14 protein-coding genes and 2 pseudogenes are annotated in these 15,891 nt (G+C 57.2%); 10 read left to right on the forward strand and 6 right to left on the reverse strand.

What is annotated here, in order from left to right; all coding sequences use genetic code 11:
* Nucleotides 1–110 precede the first annotated feature (110 nt).
* From AC1ROI_RS05100 to AC1ROI_RS05140, 9 genes are all read left to right on the forward strand, one after another.
* A complete protein-coding gene (locus AC1ROI_RS05100; RefSeq protein ID WP_102594914.1) occupies nt 111–1,874 on the forward strand; it encodes an IlvD/Edd family dehydratase in 1,764 nt (587 codons plus the stop codon).
* A gap of 26 nt (nt 1,875–1,900) precedes the next feature.
* A complete protein-coding gene (locus AC1ROI_RS05105) occupies nt 1,901–2,815 on the forward strand; it encodes an NAD(P)-dependent oxidoreductase (protein WP_207235054.1) in 915 nt (304 codons plus the stop codon).
* 27 nt (nt 2,816–2,842) lie between these two features.
* Entirely contained in the window at nt 2,843–3,880 is a 1,038-nt protein-coding gene (locus AC1ROI_RS05110; protein WP_102594912.1) for an isocitrate/isopropylmalate dehydrogenase family protein, read from the forward strand.
* A 13-nt stretch (nt 3,881–3,893) separates the two neighbouring features.
* On the forward strand, nt 3,894–4,679 hold the full coding sequence (locus AC1ROI_RS05115; RefSeq protein ID WP_102594911.1) for a 2-keto-4-pentenoate hydratase: 786 nt from the start codon (nt 3,894–3,896) through the stop codon (nt 4,677–4,679).
* 144 nt (nt 4,680–4,823) lie between these two features.
* On the forward strand, nt 4,824–6,464 hold the full coding sequence (locus AC1ROI_RS05120) for an acetolactate synthase large subunit (protein WP_102594910.1): 1,641 nt from the start codon (nt 4,824–4,826) through the stop codon (nt 6,462–6,464).
* Nucleotides 6,465–6,523: 59 nt separating this feature from the next.
* Nucleotides 6,524–7,972, forward strand: coding sequence for an NADP-dependent succinate-semialdehyde dehydrogenase (gabD, locus tag AC1ROI_RS05125; RefSeq protein WP_102594921.1), 1,449 nt, complete (start codon nt 6,524–6,526; stop codon nt 7,970–7,972).
* A gap of 202 nt (nt 7,973–8,174) precedes the next feature.
* Nucleotides 8,175–9,491 carry a CitMHS family transporter gene (locus tag AC1ROI_RS05130; RefSeq protein WP_102594909.1) on the forward strand — a complete coding sequence of 439 codons (1,317 nt, stop codon included), beginning with the start codon at nt 8,175–8,177 and terminating at the stop codon, nt 9,489–9,491.
* 85 nt (nt 9,492–9,576) lie between these two features.
* Nucleotides 9,577–10,260 (forward strand): TerC family protein, encoded by a 684-nt coding sequence (locus AC1ROI_RS05135; protein WP_102594908.1) that lies wholly within the window; start codon nt 9,577–9,579, stop codon nt 10,258–10,260.
* A 66-nt stretch (nt 10,261–10,326) separates the two neighbouring features.
* Nucleotides 10,327–10,866 carry a peroxiredoxin gene (locus AC1ROI_RS05140; protein ID WP_102594907.1) on the forward strand — a complete coding sequence of 180 codons (540 nt, stop codon included), beginning with the start codon at nt 10,327–10,329 and terminating at the stop codon, nt 10,864–10,866.
* 158 nt (nt 10,867–11,024) lie between these two features.
* Here AC1ROI_RS05140 and AC1ROI_RS05145 read toward each other — a convergent pair.
* A pseudogene (locus AC1ROI_RS05145) lies at nt 11,025–11,210 on the reverse strand (EamA/RhaT family transporter); the annotation flags it as partial.
* A gap of 1 nt (nt 11,211) precedes the next feature.
* On the opposite strand from AC1ROI_RS05145, the pseudogene AC1ROI_RS05150 reads away from it, so the two are divergent.
* Nucleotides 11,212–11,952: pseudogene (locus AC1ROI_RS05150) on the forward strand (LysR substrate-binding domain-containing protein); the annotation flags it as partial.
* 204 nt (nt 11,953–12,156) lie between these two features.
* On the opposite strand, the gene AC1ROI_RS05155 reads toward AC1ROI_RS05150, so the two are convergent.
* The 5 genes from AC1ROI_RS05155 to AC1ROI_RS05175 form a co-directional block, all read right to left on the reverse strand.
* Nucleotides 12,157–12,456, reverse strand: a complete 300-nt coding sequence (locus AC1ROI_RS05155) for a hypothetical protein (RefSeq protein WP_077750366.1) — start codon at nt 12,454–12,456, stop codon at nt 12,157–12,159.
* A 92-nt stretch (nt 12,457–12,548) separates the two neighbouring features.
* Nucleotides 12,549–13,268: an NADPH-dependent F420 reductase gene (locus AC1ROI_RS05160; RefSeq protein ID WP_077750367.1), complete on the reverse strand. Its 720-nt coding sequence runs from the start codon at nt 13,266–13,268 to the stop codon at nt 12,549–12,551.
* A gap of 343 nt (nt 13,269–13,611) precedes the next feature.
* On the reverse strand, nt 13,612–14,172 hold the full coding sequence (locus AC1ROI_RS05165; RefSeq protein WP_102594906.1) for a hypothetical protein: 561 nt from the start codon (nt 14,170–14,172) through the stop codon (nt 13,612–13,614).
* A 60-nt stretch (nt 14,173–14,232) separates the two neighbouring features.
* A complete protein-coding gene (locus tag AC1ROI_RS05170; RefSeq protein WP_077750369.1) occupies nt 14,233–14,727 on the reverse strand; it encodes a PaaI family thioesterase in 495 nt (164 codons plus the stop codon).
* Nucleotides 14,728–14,806: 79 nt separating this feature from the next.
* Nucleotides 14,807–15,811 carry a LacI family DNA-binding transcriptional regulator gene (locus AC1ROI_RS05175; RefSeq protein WP_077750370.1) on the reverse strand — a complete coding sequence of 335 codons (1,005 nt, stop codon included), beginning with the start codon at nt 15,809–15,811 and terminating at the stop codon, nt 14,807–14,809.
* Nucleotides 15,812–15,891: the final 80 nt, after the last annotated feature.

A 15,891-nucleotide genomic window follows, 5' to 3' on the forward strand; every position in this document is an offset into this window, starting at 1 on the left:
CACACTTTGTGATGAAACTGATCATAACAATATATTTCACATGATGAGTAAGCGTTCCTAGTATGGCGACACAGCATTCCCGTTCCCTACGCAACCCGGAATATGACGCCATGCCTTTTGACGATGATTTGCCTTCCAATGCCCCGAAAGATTCGAGTGAAACCTCAGGCCTTCGCCGAGGCCTCACCAACTATGGAGACAAAGGCTTTTCGCTGTTTCTACGAAAAGCGTTTATCAAAGGATCGGGTTACACCGACGGTGCGCTTGAGAAACCCGTCATCGGCATCGCCTCCACCGGTAGTGCATACAACCCCTGTCACGGAAACATGCCCCAACTGGTGGAAGCGCTGAAGCGTGGTATCCAGCACGCTGGTGGCTTGCCAATGGAATTTCCAACGATCTCGATCGGCGAAAGCTTTTCGGCGCCCACTAGCATGTACCTGCGCAATCTGATGTCGATGGACACTGAGGAAATGCTTCGAGCTCAGCCTATGGATGCAGTCGTCCTGATCGGTGGCTGCGACAAAACCGTTCCAGCGCAGTTGATGGGCGCCGCCTCCGCAGGTATCCCCGCCATCCAGTTGATTACCGGTTCAATGCTCACGGGCAGTCACCGGGGTGAGCGGGTAGGGGCGTGCACTGATTGCCGTCGCTACTGGGGTAAATTCCGCGCCGGCGAAATAGACAGCGTTGAAATCGCCGACGTTAACAGCCGTCTGGTGGCGAGCGTGGGGACCTGCTCGGTGATGGGCACCGCCAGCACAATGGCCTGTATCGCTGAAGCACTTGGTATGACCGTGCCGGGTTGCGCGACACCCCCAGCCGTTACGTCGGATCGCATGCGGATTGCGGAGGAGACCGGCACTTGCATCGTCGACATGGCTCGCCAACGCCGAACCATCGACAAGATCCTGACCCCGGCTGCTTTCGAGAATGCCATGCGTGTGCTGTTGGCCATTGGTGGATCCACCAACGGTATTGTCCACCTCACTGCCATTGCCGGACGCATGGGACTGGAAGTGGATTTGGCCGCCTTGGACCGGATGAGCCGTGAGACGCCAGTACTGGTGGATCTCAAGCCTTCTGGCACCCAGTACATGGAGGATTTTCACGATGCCGGCGGCATGACCACGCTGCTGCGTGAACTAAAACCCTTACTCAACCTTGAAGCGCTGACCGTTACCGGGCGGACCTTGGGCGAAGAACTCGAACGAGGCGAACCGGCCTTCAATCAAAATGTAGTGCGCCCATTTCTGCAGCCCATCTATCCCCAGGGAGGCATTGCAGTACTTCGAGGCAACCTGGCGCCTGGCGGTGCAATCATCAAGCAATCGGCGGCTGACGCAGGTTTGATGGAGCATGAAGGCCGTGCCGTGGTTTTCGAAAACATGGAGGACCTCGCCGCCCGCATCGACAGCGATGAACTGGACGTCACTCCCGAGGATGTCCTGGTGCTCAAGAACATTGGCCCAAAGGGCGGACCGGGTATGCCAGAGGCGGGCTATATACCCATCCCGCAAAAACTGGCCAAAGCCGGCGTGAAGGACATCATCAGAATTTCCGATGGACGCATGAGCGGTACGGCATTCGGCACCATCGTTCTTCACGTCACCCCCGAAGCGGCGGTGGGCGGTCCGCTTGCCTATGTCCAGAACGGAGATCGCATTCGTCTCAGCCTGTCGAATCGGGAGATATCGGTGCTGATCTCGGATGAGGAAATGCGCCGCCGTTCTGAAGCCAGACCGGTAGTGATACCGACTGGCGATCGTGGCTACCACAAGTTGTTCCTGCAATCGGTCACTCAAGCTGACACCGGTGTGGATTTTGATTTCTTGCAGGCCACGACCCTCAGTGGCGCTGTTCCGCGTACATGATCGAATCAGGGAAATTCAACATGAAAATGGCATTCATCGGGCTTGGCCAAATGGGCAGGCCCATGGCAATCAACCTGCTGCGTTCTCACCCCGGCTTATTGGTCAATACGGCCAGTGGCCGGGCCTACGCCGAGTTGGAACGGCTGGGAGCGATAGCGACTGACGATCGCCGCGCCCTGGCCGACTGCGACCTGGTGTTTTTGTCACTGCCCGATGATGAAGTGGTCGATCACTTCCTGTTTGGTGCCGAAGGTATCGCGCAATGGATGTGTCCCGGCAGCATCGTCGTCGATACCAGCACGATCAGTTATGCGCAAACCCTGAGCATCGAAACGAAATTGGCCGCACTGGGTATTCGTTTTCTGGACGCCCCGGTTTCCGGCATGGCTTCTCGCGCTGTTGACGGGACATTGACTGCGATGTGTGGCGGTAGCGAGCAGGTATTCAACGAGGTCGCCCCTTACCTGGAAAAAATGGCCTCCAATATTCTCTACATGGGCGCGGCGGGTGCGGGTCAACTGGCCAAGCTCATCAATCAACTGTTGTTCGATATTAACTGTGCGGCGATTGCTGAAATCTTGCCGATGGCCGTCAAGCTTGGCCTTAACGCAGAGAAAGTGGCTGCGATCGTGAACAGCGGAACTGGGCGTAGTTACGCCTCGGAGTTTTTCGTGCCGCATATTCTGGCTGGCCGGTTCAGCAGTGGATACCCGCTTAAACATGCCTACAAGGATCTCATCAGTGGCGCCGGGTTGAGCGCGAAGATGGGCATTCCGCTACCGGTGCTATCCGCCGCCACGGCGACCTACCAGACCGCCGTCCTCCAAGGCCATGGCGACAGTGACAAGGGCGCGATGATCAAAGTGTATGAGCGGCTGCTGGGCGTGGAGTTTCGCGCTGCAGCCCCGTCAGCAGATGGCTCCACCGCTCATCTTCAGTAACCCGGCACTTTCTAAAGAGAAACCATCGTGGAAAATTCATCTTCAAACAAAATTCCGGCAACGCTGATTCCAGGTGATGGTATCGGGCCGGAAGTGGTCGAGGCGGTTGTTCGGGTTCTGGACGCGCTGGGAAGCCCTTTCGATTGGGATGTCCAAGTGGCGGGGATGGCCGGAATCGCAGCCGTGGGCGATCCACTGCCGAACGCGACCCTGGACAGTATCCGTGCACGCAAGCTGGTGCTCAAAGGTCCGCTGACGACGCCTGTCGGCGAAGGTTTCCGCTCATCCAATGTGCGACTGCGCGAAACGTTTGAATTGTTCGGCAATGTCCGTCCTGCCAAGACGCTGATCCCGGGACGATATGAGGACATCGATCTGGTACTCATTCGGGAGAACCTGGCGGGTTTCTACGTCGCTAATGAGTATTACATCCCGGTGGGTAACGATCCTCGGGCGATCGCCGTTTCCAGTGGCATCAACACCCGTGAAGGCAGCGAGCGCATTGCGCGGTTTGCCTTTGAGTACGCCATTAAAAATGGCCGTAAGAAAATCACGGTCGTGCACAAGGCCAACATCCTCAAGAAGCTGACGGGGTTGTTCCTTGAAGCCGCTCGGGAAGTCGCAAAGGAGTACGAAGGACGGGTCGAGATAGAGGACATGATCGTGGATGCCTGCGCCATGCAACTGGTGCTCAACCCTTGGCGTTTCGACATGTTGCTTTGCACCAACTTGTTTGGCGACATTCTCTCCGACCAGTTGGCAGGTCTGGTGGGCGGTCTGGGCATGGCGCCTGGCTCCAACTTTGGCACCGATACCGCAATTTTCGAAGCTGTCCATGGTTCTGCACCGGATATCGCCGGCATGGGTATCGCCAACCCGATTTCGTTGATGCTGGCCGCGGCCATGATGCTGACTCATGTTGGCCTGGAACAAGACGCACAGCGGCTGCGTGTCGCCATCGACGAAACCTTGAATATCGACAATGTACGGACTCGGGACCTGAAAGGTCTGGCCTCCACACTCGAATTTGCTGACGCCGTCTGCCAACGACTGCGCGCTCAATAATCAGGAGATCAATATGCCAACTTCTCTTTTTGATCCAAACGCTACCGCAGCGGTTTTGTTGAATGCGTGGCGCAGTGGCGAGCTGTTGAACCTGCTGCCTGCTGAAGTCAAACCGGAAACGCTTGAACAGGGTTATGACGCACAGGACGAGCTATTCAAATTGGCCGGCGGTACTCAGGCGGGCTGGAAACTTGGCGTGGGCAGCCCCGCTGCGATGCGCGCCGCGAAATTGTCACGGCCTCTGGTAGGACAGCTCGAAAGAGCGCGCCTGCATGGGACTGGCATTCACCTGCAACTGCCTGACGATACGCCGGTGACGATCGAGTGCGAAATTGCTTTTGTCCTGGATCGGGACCTGCCTCCTGTGATTGGCAGAACGGTCAACGCTGAGGACATCCGCTCCACTTGCGTGACCTTTGAGGTGGTGCGCTCGCGCTTCACCGACCGCAAAACAGTCGGTTGGCCAAGCTTTGCTGCGGATAACGTCGGTTTTGAAGCGCTGGTCGTAGGCAAGTCGATTTGCGAAGGCATCGACCTGCACGCCATGCGCGAACTGGCGGAAACGGCCGTCGTCAATCTGGACGGTTTACCCAGGGCAAAGGGTCTGTTTGGTGACACGGCTACAGATCCTCTGAGTTCGCTGGCTGCCCTCTACCAGCATGCCGCCGAGCGGGGCGTGACCCTGCGTGCCGGTCACCTGGTGTCGACTGGAGCCATGTGCGAGCCCTTCGATATCAAAGGGCCCGGTCATGTCCTGTCGGTGAGTTACTTCAATAAAGAGCTGACGTTCTCCCTGTGAAACTCAGGACGCATCAGTCATAGCGCAAGCCACTGCATTGACGGCGAAACTTGTCCAGGCCGTTACCTGGCTGGATAAGCGCCGCCGATCGATGCTCGCCATTAGAACGTGGTTGTTCACTGAATTATCGAAGAGCGTAAAAAAATGAAAGCTGCTGAGCTGGTTGTGCGCTGTCTGGAAAACGAGGGTGTTGAATATGTATTCGGCATCCCCGGCGAAGAAAACCTCGACCTACTGGACTCGCTGTCTCGTTCGCCGATCAAGCTGATTCTGACGCGCCACGAGCAGCCCGCTGGCTTCATGGCCGCCACTTACGGTCGTCTCACGGGCAAGACCGGTGTCTGCCTCTCGACGCTTGGCCCGGGTGCCACCAACCTGGTAACCGCCGGAGCCTATGCCTATCTGGGAGGCATGCCGATGCTGATGATCACAGGTCAGAAGCCTATCAAAAAATCAAAGCAGGGCCGTTTCCAGATTCTCGACGTCTGCGGGATGATGGCGCCCCTGACCAAGTACACCCATCAACTGGCTTCCGCCGATAACATTCCGTCGCGTATCCGTGAAGCTATCCGGCTGGCCGAAGAAGAAAAGCCAGGATCGGTGCACCTGGAGCTGCCTGAAGATATCGCCGCCGAAGACACCGACAGCACGCCCATTGCGCCAAGCCTCAGCCGTCGCCCGGTGGCCGAAGCGAAATCGATCCGTGCCGCGGTTGCCAAGTTGCAAGCCGCACGCAGTCCGGTGTTGGTCATCGGCGCCGGGGCTAACCGCAAGTCGACTGCCCGGGTGTTGCTTCAACTGATAGCGAAAACCGGCATTCCGTTCGTAACGACGCAGTTGGGCAAGGGGGTCGTCGACGAACGCCACCCGCGTTTTTTGGGCAATGCGGCGTTGTCGGCCAATGACTTCGTCCACCGTGCGCTGGAGTCGGCTGATCTCATCGTCAACATCGGCCATGACGTGATTGAAAAGCCGCCTTTTTTTATGGTTCGCGGTGGCACCGAAGTGATCCATGTCAGTTTCCGGTCTGCCGAAGTCGATCCTGTGTATTTCCCTCAGATCGAGGTGGTGGGGGATATTGCCAATGCGATCTGGGAGATAAACGAAGCACTTGTCCCCCAGCCGACCTGGGATTTCAAACGGCTGCTGGCTATTCGCGAAGCCAACGAGGCCCACGTCGCCGAAGGCGCCACCGACGATCGTTTTCCGGTTTACCCGCAGCGACTGGTCGCGGACCTGCGCCACGTCATGCCGGCCAACGGCATCGTTGCCTTGGACAATGGTATCTACAAAATCTGGTTTGCCCGCAACTACAAGGCCTACATGCCGAACACCGTATTGCTGGATAACGCATTGGCAACCATGGGAGCCGGTCTACCTTCGGCGATGGCGGCACGCCTCGTCTATCCCCAGATTCCGATTGTTGCGGTGTGTGGCGATGGTGGATTCATGATGAACAGCCAGGAGCTTGAAACCGCCGTGCGTTTGAAGATGAATCTGGTGGTCATCATCCTGCGCGACGACGCTTACGGAATGATTCGCTGGAAGCAGGCACAGATGGGGTTTGAGGATTTTGGTCTGGACTACGGAAACCCGGACTTCGTGCTCTACGCCCAAAGCTACGGTGCCTTTGGCCACCGGGTTAACAGCGCAGCCGCTTTCGCGCCGTTGGTACAGCACTGCCTGGAGACTCCCGGTGTGCATGTGATCGACTGCCCGGTCGACTATTCGGAGAACGACCGCATCCTGCATCAGGAGATCAAGGCGTTAAGTGCGGCGGTATGAAATCGCTCCTCGTAACGCAAACCTCAGGGACCCCGGCCCTCCAACAAGAAGAGAACGTCATGCAGCTCAAAGATGCTTCCCTGTTTCGACAACAAGCCTATGTGGACGGCATCTGGATCAATGCCGACAACGGCGCCACGTTTGCCGTGGACAATCCAGCCAATGGAAAGACGCTTGGTACGGTTCCCGGGTTGGGGCGTATCGAGACTCAACGCGCCATTGATGCGGCCCAACGCGCATTGCAAGGTTGGCGTTCGCTGACCGCAAAAGAGCGCTCAATCAAGTTGCGTCGCTGGTACGAGCTGGTGCTTGAGAACCAGGATGACTTGGCCCTGCTCATGACCCTTGAGCAGGGAAAACCGCTACTGGAGGCCAAGGGCGAGATTATCTATGCCGCTTCGTTTCTAGAGTGGTTTGCCGAAGAGGCCAAGCGGGTCTATGGCGATACGATTCCAGGACATCAGGCCGACAAACGCCTCCTTGTCATCAAACAGCCGATCGGTGTCACCGCCGCGATTACCCCGTGGAATTTTCCAGCGGCGATGATCACCCGCAAAGCGGGGCCGGCGCTGGCGGCCGGATGTACGATGGTGGTCAAGCCTGCCAGTCAGACACCGTTCACGGCACTGGCGCTGGCCGAATTGGCGGAGCGCGCTGGCATCCCCAAAGGTGTGCTCAACGTTGTCACGGGTTCGGCCACTGAGATTGGTGCCGAGCTGACTGAAAACCCCATCGTGCGCAAGATTTCCTTTACTGGCTCTACTGAAATTGGCTCCAGGTTGATGGCGCAGAGCGCACCGACGTTGAAGAAGTTGTCCCTTGAGTTGGGGGGGAATGCGCCCTTCATCGTCTTCGATGACGCTGATTTGGACAAAGCCGTGGAAGGCGCCATTGCTTCTAAGTATCGCAATGCGGGGCAGACGTGTGTCTGCGTTAACCGACTGTATGTGCAGGACGGCGTTTACGATGCGTTCTGCGAAAAACTAAGGGTTGCCGTCGCGAAACTGAGGGTCGGCAACGGTCTGGACGAAGGCGTAAGCGTCGGCCCTTTGATTGATGCCAAGGCCGTCGCGAAGATCAAAGAGCACATTGATGACGCTGTGAGCAAAGGCGCCCGGATCGTTGCGGGTGGACAGGCCCATTCCAAGGGTGGCGGCTATTTTTTACCGACCATTTTGGTGGATGTCCCTAATAGCGCAAAGGTCGCCAGGGAAGAGACTTTTGGCCCACTTGCGCCGCTGTTTCGCTTTATGGATGAAGCGGAGGTCGTCGACTTGGCGAATGATACTGAATTTGGCCTGGCTTCCTACTTCTATGCCCATGACCTGTCCCGTGTGTTTCGCGTTGCCGAAGCGCTGGAGTACGGCATGGTCGGCATTAACACCGGGCTTATCTCAAACGAGGTCGCACCCTTCGGTGGAGTAAAAGCCTCCGGGCTGGGTCGTGAGGGCTCCAAGTACGGGATCGAGGAGTACCTAGAGATCAAATACATTTGCTTGAGCATTTGAACAAGCAGCCTGCTCACTTGATGACACTGAACTGCATAAAACAAACATAACAACATGCGAGGTTTTCCCATGATCCACGTCTTGCCATCCAGCGCGGCACCTCCGCCATAGCCTGACCCGCTTCCCCCAGAAACCGTCTTCAGAACGGCCAGATGTGGCCGCTGGGGACTCTGTGCGCCTAATAAAAAAAGAGAGTCCGGCCATGTTGGCAATCCTCGGCTTTTCAATGGTTATCTGCTTCATGTACCTGATTATGACGAAGCGCCTGTCGGCGCTAATTGCCTTGATCATCGTTCCTATCGTTTTTGCCGTTCTGGGAGGTCACTACACAGGACTGGGATCAATGATGCTGGATGGGGTAAAGACATTGGCCCCTACAGGTGTCATGTTGACGTTCTCAATCCTTTATTTCGGCATCATGATCGACGCCGGGCTTTTCGATTCGCTGGTACGCAATATTCTAAAGTTGGTGAAAGGTGATCCGCTGAAAGTGCTAGTGGGTACCGCAATACTCACCATGCTCGTGTCTCTGGATGGCGACAGCTCCACGACGTACATGATCGCCTGCGCAGCATTTTTGCCACTTTACCAGCGCCTTGGCATGAATGTTCTCGGCCTGACTTGCATACTTAGCATCGCTACCGGAATCATGAATATCTCACCATGGGGAGGCCCTACAGCACGTGCTGCCGCCGCGCTGCACGTGGACGCGCTGGAGATATTTCTCCCGATGATTCCTGCCCTGCTGATTGCCGCGGCGACCCTGGTGTTCACCGCTATTGTTCTCGGCCGCCGCGAGCGTGCTCGACTTGGCGTTATCCATCTGGAGGATTTCCATAACGGCTCGTTGGCCTTGGGGCATGGTTCGGCAGAAGAGTGTGAAAAACTTCGACGTCCCAAAATGTTCTGGCCCAATTTGATCGTTACGCTCGTATTGATTGCCTGCCTCGTCGTCGGTGCAATGCCAATCCAGATATTGTTTATGGTGGGGTTTGCTATCGCGATAGTGATCAACTACCCAAGGATTGAACAACAGAGGGAGCGGATTGCTGCCCACGCCTCGAATGTATTGGCGGTGACTGCGCTTATATTCGCGGCGGGCATATTTACGGGGATTCTGTCGGGTACAGGCATGGTCGATGCCATGGCTAAAAGCTTGCTTAGTATCATCCCTGACAGCTTTGGTCCTTTTCTTGCGGTGTTCACCGCGCTGATCAGCATGCCTTTGACGTTCTTCATGTCCAATGATGCCTTTTACTTCGGCATCCTGCCTGTGATCGCCCACACCGCCGCTCAATATGGCATCACGCCTTTGGAGATTGCTCGTGCCTCCATAGTGGGTCAACCCGTGCACTTGTTGAGCCCGTTGGTTCCTGCTCTCTATCTACTGATTTCCTTGGCGAAAGTCGATTTGGGTGACCACCAGCGCTTTGCACTGAAGTGGGCAATTCTTTCCAGTTTGAGCCTGTTGGCTGGCGGACTTCTATTCGGCGCCTTTCCGCTTTACCACTTGAGTTAGAAGACAATCCGACGCCCAAAGCGATCTGCTCGAAGTACTTGGGTTTAAAAATCATGCTCGCTGCGCCGCAGCCAGGAGTTTCCAGTTGATTGAGTTCTTGAATTTGCCAGGTCCTTGGCTGGCGATCGGGCAAATCATAGCCATTGACATTATGTTGGGGGCTGACAATGCCGTGGTTATCGCCATGGCTTGTCGAAATCTCCCCAGGCATCTAAGAAGCAAAGCCGTCGTCTCCGGCGTGGCGGGGGCCATTGTGCTGCGCATCGTCATGCTCTTCTTTGCCATGCAGTTGTTGGCACTTCCAGGCTTGAGAATCGTCGGGGCGATCTTACTTTTATGGATAGGGATCAAACTGATCACGGCAGAGGAGGATCACTACGATTCTATCAAGGGGACTGTCTTACTTCTGAATGCGATAAAAACGATTGTCATTGCCGACGCTGTCATGTCTTTGGACAACGTCTTGGCTATAGCGGGCGCCGCGGGAGGGGATATGTTCATCGTCTCACTTGGAGTATTGATCAGCATCCCCATCATCGTCTGGGGCAGCGGGTTTGTTCTCGATTTGATAGAGCGATTTCCGCAGGCGGTCCTATTTGGCGCCGGGTTGCTCGGGTGGATCGCTGGCGGCATGGCAAGTTTGGACACCTTGGTGCAACCAAGCATGAACGCGGATAAAACCCTGTACTACGTTGCTTCAAGCATTGGCGCCGTTTTCGTTGTTTGCGTGGGATCTTTCTACGCCCGAATCAGGCCGAAAACTGGCTAGGAAGAGTGTCCACCGCTCCGACAAACGCAATACGTCGCCGTTAATAATCAACAATACGAGAGCTTTATGAACAACAACTTGCCTATCGATCATAGTACTAACGTTTTAATCGGTCGGCGTCTGCCCGCGATTTCATTGCCATGTACAACGGGCATGGATATCGATTTGACCAGCCTTTCAGGGTGGTGCGTGATTTTCATCTACCCCCGAACCGGAAATCCCAACGAGACGGCACCTGAGGGGCTTTCGGAAATTCCTGGCGCCAGAGGTTGTACCCCTCAGGCATGCGGGTTCAGAGACAGTCGCGATCAACTGGTCGATTCAGGCTTCTTGAATGTGTTTGGACTTTCTACTCAGGCAAGTGCGTACCAGCAAGAATTCGTACAGCGTATGAGTCTCAACTACTCGTTACTCTCTGACCCCCATTGCAAGTTGGCATCAAGCTTAGGGCTGAAAACCTTTGTTGTGGAGGGACTAACATTTTACGCCCGAATAACGCTAATCATTCATGATGGTCTTGTTGTAAAAACATTTGAGGACATTCAGGACCCCGGTGCCAATGCAACCGAGGTGCTTACGTGGGTTGCCCAAAGCGGAGAAGCCTGAGGGGAACTTATTTTCGGTTCACCAGACGATCGAAAAGCTGGCATGTAGAGGATATTCCGAGGATGTGCCTAACCGTGATCTGCACTTGGATACGGGCTCCTTTTGGCCGATTGCAGTCTGTCGGCAAGAGCAACTTCTGCCCGAAACATCCATCAGCTTTACCGCCGGGCCTGTCGAGCCTCCGACCGAACCACCATCCAGATGCCGACCTCGGACACTGCCATGCCTGACACCATCTGCCATGACAACGGTTCGTTGAACATTGCCTAGACCCAAAGCATCGTGACGGGCGGGCTCAGGTACAAGACGCTGGCCACTCGTGTGGCTGTCGCCCGGCGCAGGCATAATATCCAGCGGCTTGAAGCGGTGGCCGGCGGGCGATTGCTGAACCGCGATAACCAATCGGTGTCCTTGACCGCACTGGGCAAGCGTTTGCTTTTGTCGACGACAGAACTGCTGAGCACCCATGACCGGGTGCTGGCCGACCTGCATGGAAGCCACCTGGCAGGACGCATTACCCTGGGTGTCCCCGACGAATACGCCGCCCATGTCATCCGCGACATCCTGCCGACATTCGCCGCTGCCTGGCCCAACGTGGTGCTGGAGTTGAAGACAGCCCCCAGTGATTCGCTGCGTGACCAGGTCCAGCGTGGAAAGCTTCAGGCCGCGGTGATTGCCCAAGCCAGGGGGCAGCTGACCATGCAGGCGCAATTTCTCGTCGCCACCACGCCGATCTGGGTGGGGCCGGCAAACAAGTCGCTGGCCTCGATGGATCCGCTGCCACTGGCCGTGCATGCGGCGCAATGCCCTTATCGGCAAGCCATGGTGGCATCACTCAAACAAAGCGGCCGCCGGTGGCGCGTGGTGCTGGACAGTCCGTCCAACCAGGCCGTCAGCGCCTGCGTGGAGGCCGGGTTGGCGATCAGTCTGATAGACCGCGCCCGGGTGACGGAAAGTATGCAGATTCTCGACGGTTTGCCCGTCATACCGGAGCATGAGGTCGTGTTTGTCCGATCGCCGTCTTCAGATGGGGATGAAGCGGTGGATTTGCTCTCCCAAGCCATGCAGCAGCACTTTCGGCTCTAGTCCGCGAGCAAGGGAAACTGTCAGGCTCGATCGTCCCATGCTGAATGGCATTGCGAGCAAAGCTGCACTACCGTGTAGGTGTAAGCCTTCGTGCCGCAGTCCTATTCTGGTTGAGAGGTGGGTTTCATGAACAACATCATCTACATCGTCGGGTTAGTGGTGGTCGTCGTGGTTATCCTGTCGTTCCTCGGCTTTGCATAGGTTTCAATGCCTGCACTCCGCCAACACCACTTGGCAAGTAGTCGGCGTGCCACCGGATCGGCCGGCATAGCGGATGCAATTATCCATGGATTTTTTACGCGCCATGCTCAAGGTGGAGCCCCAAGCCAGGCCACCCTCGCCAGCGGTGGGAAGCGCTTTTGCATAGCAGGCTGAGCCCACGCTTGAAGTTGCATAGCGAGCGGTGGACGCTTTGCCGGAACATCCCGCGATCAGCGCCAGGTTGATGGCGAGCAGGGAGGGTATGACCCATGACGAGCATTGGCGCGCTGTTCTATTGGCCATCCCGTTTCCCCTGTATCAAGAGGCGAGCCGCGTGGGGTTGTGCTTCATTGAGATTAGACGGTGTTGGACCTGACCCTCTATCGATTTCAACACTAGCGAGCTTCAGCGCAGGTCGCCTCTACATTCAGACAAAGCTCACCGACGCCCCGTCGTTGCTTGAGTTCGGCCTCACGCCAGACGCCGCTGAGCGGGCCGCCCGGCAACCCCTCATTGGCGCGCGCCAGCGGGAACAGCACCGGTACAAATCCGGCATCACGCACTAACCGGACGCCGATATCCCTGGCCTGGGCATCGTCGGCGAAAACAGGAATCGCCTTGTTTTTGCCGGAAAGGCCTTTCATTGAGGCGAAGCCAATGGCGTTGAACGCCCGCACCAGGTGCACGCCGGGCAGATACTGCTGATCCGCCAGGGCCACGCCCATGTCCAGCGCCTTGCGCCCGACATCTGCGTCACGGCCGCCGAATGGATTACTGGTGCTGAATATCACTTTGCCGTCCAGTTTGCCCTTCAACTGTTCGGACAGCGCCGGCATGGCGCCATAGGGAACACTCAACACGATTACATCGCCCCAGGCCGCGGCCTCGGTGACCGAGCCGGCCCGCGCGTTGGGGCCGGCCTCCTTGACCAGGTCCGCCAGCGCCTCGGGGTGGCGTGATGAAAACATCACCGAGTGCCCGGCCTTTACCCAGAGCGTGCCAAGCGTACCGCCGACCTTGCCGGCGCCGATCACGCCGATCTTGAGGGTGTCTGCCATCGCCGGGCTGGTATACAGAACCAGGCCGGCGAGCATCAGAGAGAAGATTCTGGACATGCACTGGGCTCCTCGGTTGGACAGCGGTCTTGGAATCACCGTAGTTGAGCTTACGTCTAAACGAAAGCTGCGGAGGGAGGCGGCGGACGAGCAGGGGTATTTGATGAGCGGCGTGAGGCGTGTTCAGCAAGGGAAGCTATTGTCTATGTGTTCACCTCGCCAGTTGCCGTCCAACCAGCTCGTCCCTGAGGCGGCTGGCGAGGTGGACCCTCCTGGCCGATTGCTGCCTTTTGATTTCGCTTGTACTGGACTGGACAGCTGCCATGCCGACTCTCGCCAACTGCGAAGATGGTCTATTCACCCTCCAGGGTTGCGGCCACCCGCGCCACTTTCCACGACCCGCCTAGTTGGTCAGTGTAATGGCGACGTCCAAGGCAGAAATGGGCACATAAATCAGGGTGATCGTCGAATACGTTTTGCGCGATTTGGCCCTGAATGCGCAGACCGGGAGAATAATCATGACGACATCCAGCGCCCCCCAAAGCGCCATCGGCGATACCTGAAAGAAGAGGACGTTCACGATGAGGCCGAGCACGAGGTAGGTCGAAAACGATAGAAGGGCGTAGCGCCCATCCTGTTCGAAGTAAACGCGAAGCCCGCTTTGCTCGTCCTCACTTCGACTGGGCAGCAGTAACGCGGCAGAGACAAAAAGCGAGAGCGCCAGGAGCACCAGCAATAAAAACTCGGCAAACGAAAAGGTCGCTTTGATCGTCGGCAGCGCGTTGACCGCCCACCAAAAATCCAGCTGGGACGTGAAAAGCATGACCGCCCAGACCAGCGCCACCCAATCAGGCGCGGCGACGCGGCGGATGCGGAACACCGTCAGCGCACCCATCAGCAGGCGAGTGACGGAGAGCCCCAATATCATCGCGAGTACCGTGGCCACGATGGGGAAGTTGCTCATGACACCTCCTTGTAAATTACACGACCCACACGCAGGATCGATTCCGCTTTCGGTTAGGTCCTACCGACTGTGCGCCGCCGCCGCCAATTGATCGGTATCCACGCGGACAAAAACGGAATCGCCAACCGCCGTGAGTACGTCCCCGGCATAGACCTCGCAGATGACACGGGTTTTGCGTCCGACATCGCCTTCCACTCTGGCACGCAGGGTCAATGGCACACCCATCGGTGTCGGTTTGATGAACTTGATGCCAAGGTTGCCGGTGACGCAATTGATCCGGGGCAGGCTGGCGACTTCGCGGTTTTCCTCACGGTAGTGATAAGCCATCGCCGTCCAGTTGGAATGACAGTCCACCAGCATCGCGATCAACCCGCCGTACACCAACTCCGGCCAGCCGCAATACATGGGATCAGGCACGTGCTCGGCCATGACATGCACGCCGTCCGCATGCCAGAAGCTCTTGATGTGCAGCCCGTGCGGATTGCTGCTGCCGCAGCCGTAACAGACGCCGTCAGGCGCGGCGGTGTCTTGCAGGGAGTTGTCGAGACTGGACATGACAGGCGCTTCCTCATACGAATGAACTCAACCGTCGGATTCTAACGCTGGTATCGGGGTGCGGTCACTTGGTCATCCGTTAGCGCGCCCTGACAACTGCGGTGCTGTTGCGCAACGTCAACTTGAACGGCAACACCACATGCCGCTGTTCGATCGGTTTCTTCTCGATCAGCGCGATCAACATCTCGACGGCTTTCTGACCGAATGTTTCGGCGGGTTGCGAGATGGTCGTCAGCGGCGGGTCGCAGTACGCCGCGAAGGGGATGTCGTCGAAGCCCACCAATGAAATGTCCTCAGGAACGCGCAGGCCTTGTTGCTTGATGCGTTTCAACGCGCCGATGGCCATTTCATCGTTTTCGCAAAACAACGCCGTGGGGCGGTCGGGCAATTCCAGCATCGCGGCGGCGCCGTCATGTCCGGCCTTCAGACTGAAATCGCCATGGCAGATTAGCGCGGCATCCGACGTGATACCGGCCTGTTGCAAGGCGTCCTGATAACCGGCCACGCGATCGCGGGTCAGCGGGCTGCTTTTCGGGCCTTTGATCAGGCCGATCCGGCGGTGGCCCAGTTCGATCAAATGTTCGGTCATGGCCTTGGCAGCCGCGCGGTTGTCGAGGCTGATGGTGGGATGACGGCCGCCCTGAATCACCTCGCAGGCATTGACGATCGGCGGTAAATCGGCGCTGGGGAAGGGCGCTTCAAAAGGGTCATAGGCGCGCAACTGGATCACGCCATCGGCCTGATGGGCGTAGACCAATTCGGCAAACTCCCGTTCCACTTCCTCGCGGCCCTGGGTGTCGCACAGCAACAGCCGATACCCGGCGAGCTGGGCGGCTTGCTGCGCGCCGCTGATCACCTTGGCGAAAAACGTGTTGGCGATGGTCGGCACCAGAATCACCAGGTTGCCGGTTCTGCGCGAGCGAAATTGCACCGCCATCTGGTTCGGTCGATAACCGGCTTTTTCCACCGCGGCGTTGACCTTGTCGCGCGTGTCGGGGAGCACGCGTTCAGGCGACTTCAGCGTCCTGGACACCGTGGCGACGGAGACGCCGGCCAGCCTGGCTACTTCGCGGATATTGGACAAGACCACCTCGTTATCGAACTGTGCAGGGGCGAGCTTAACGCAGGTAAGCCCACCCCTGAAATTTTCCTGGAGATTCATCC

The organism is Pseudomonas sp. GW823-FHT02C02, assembly GCF_058797635.1.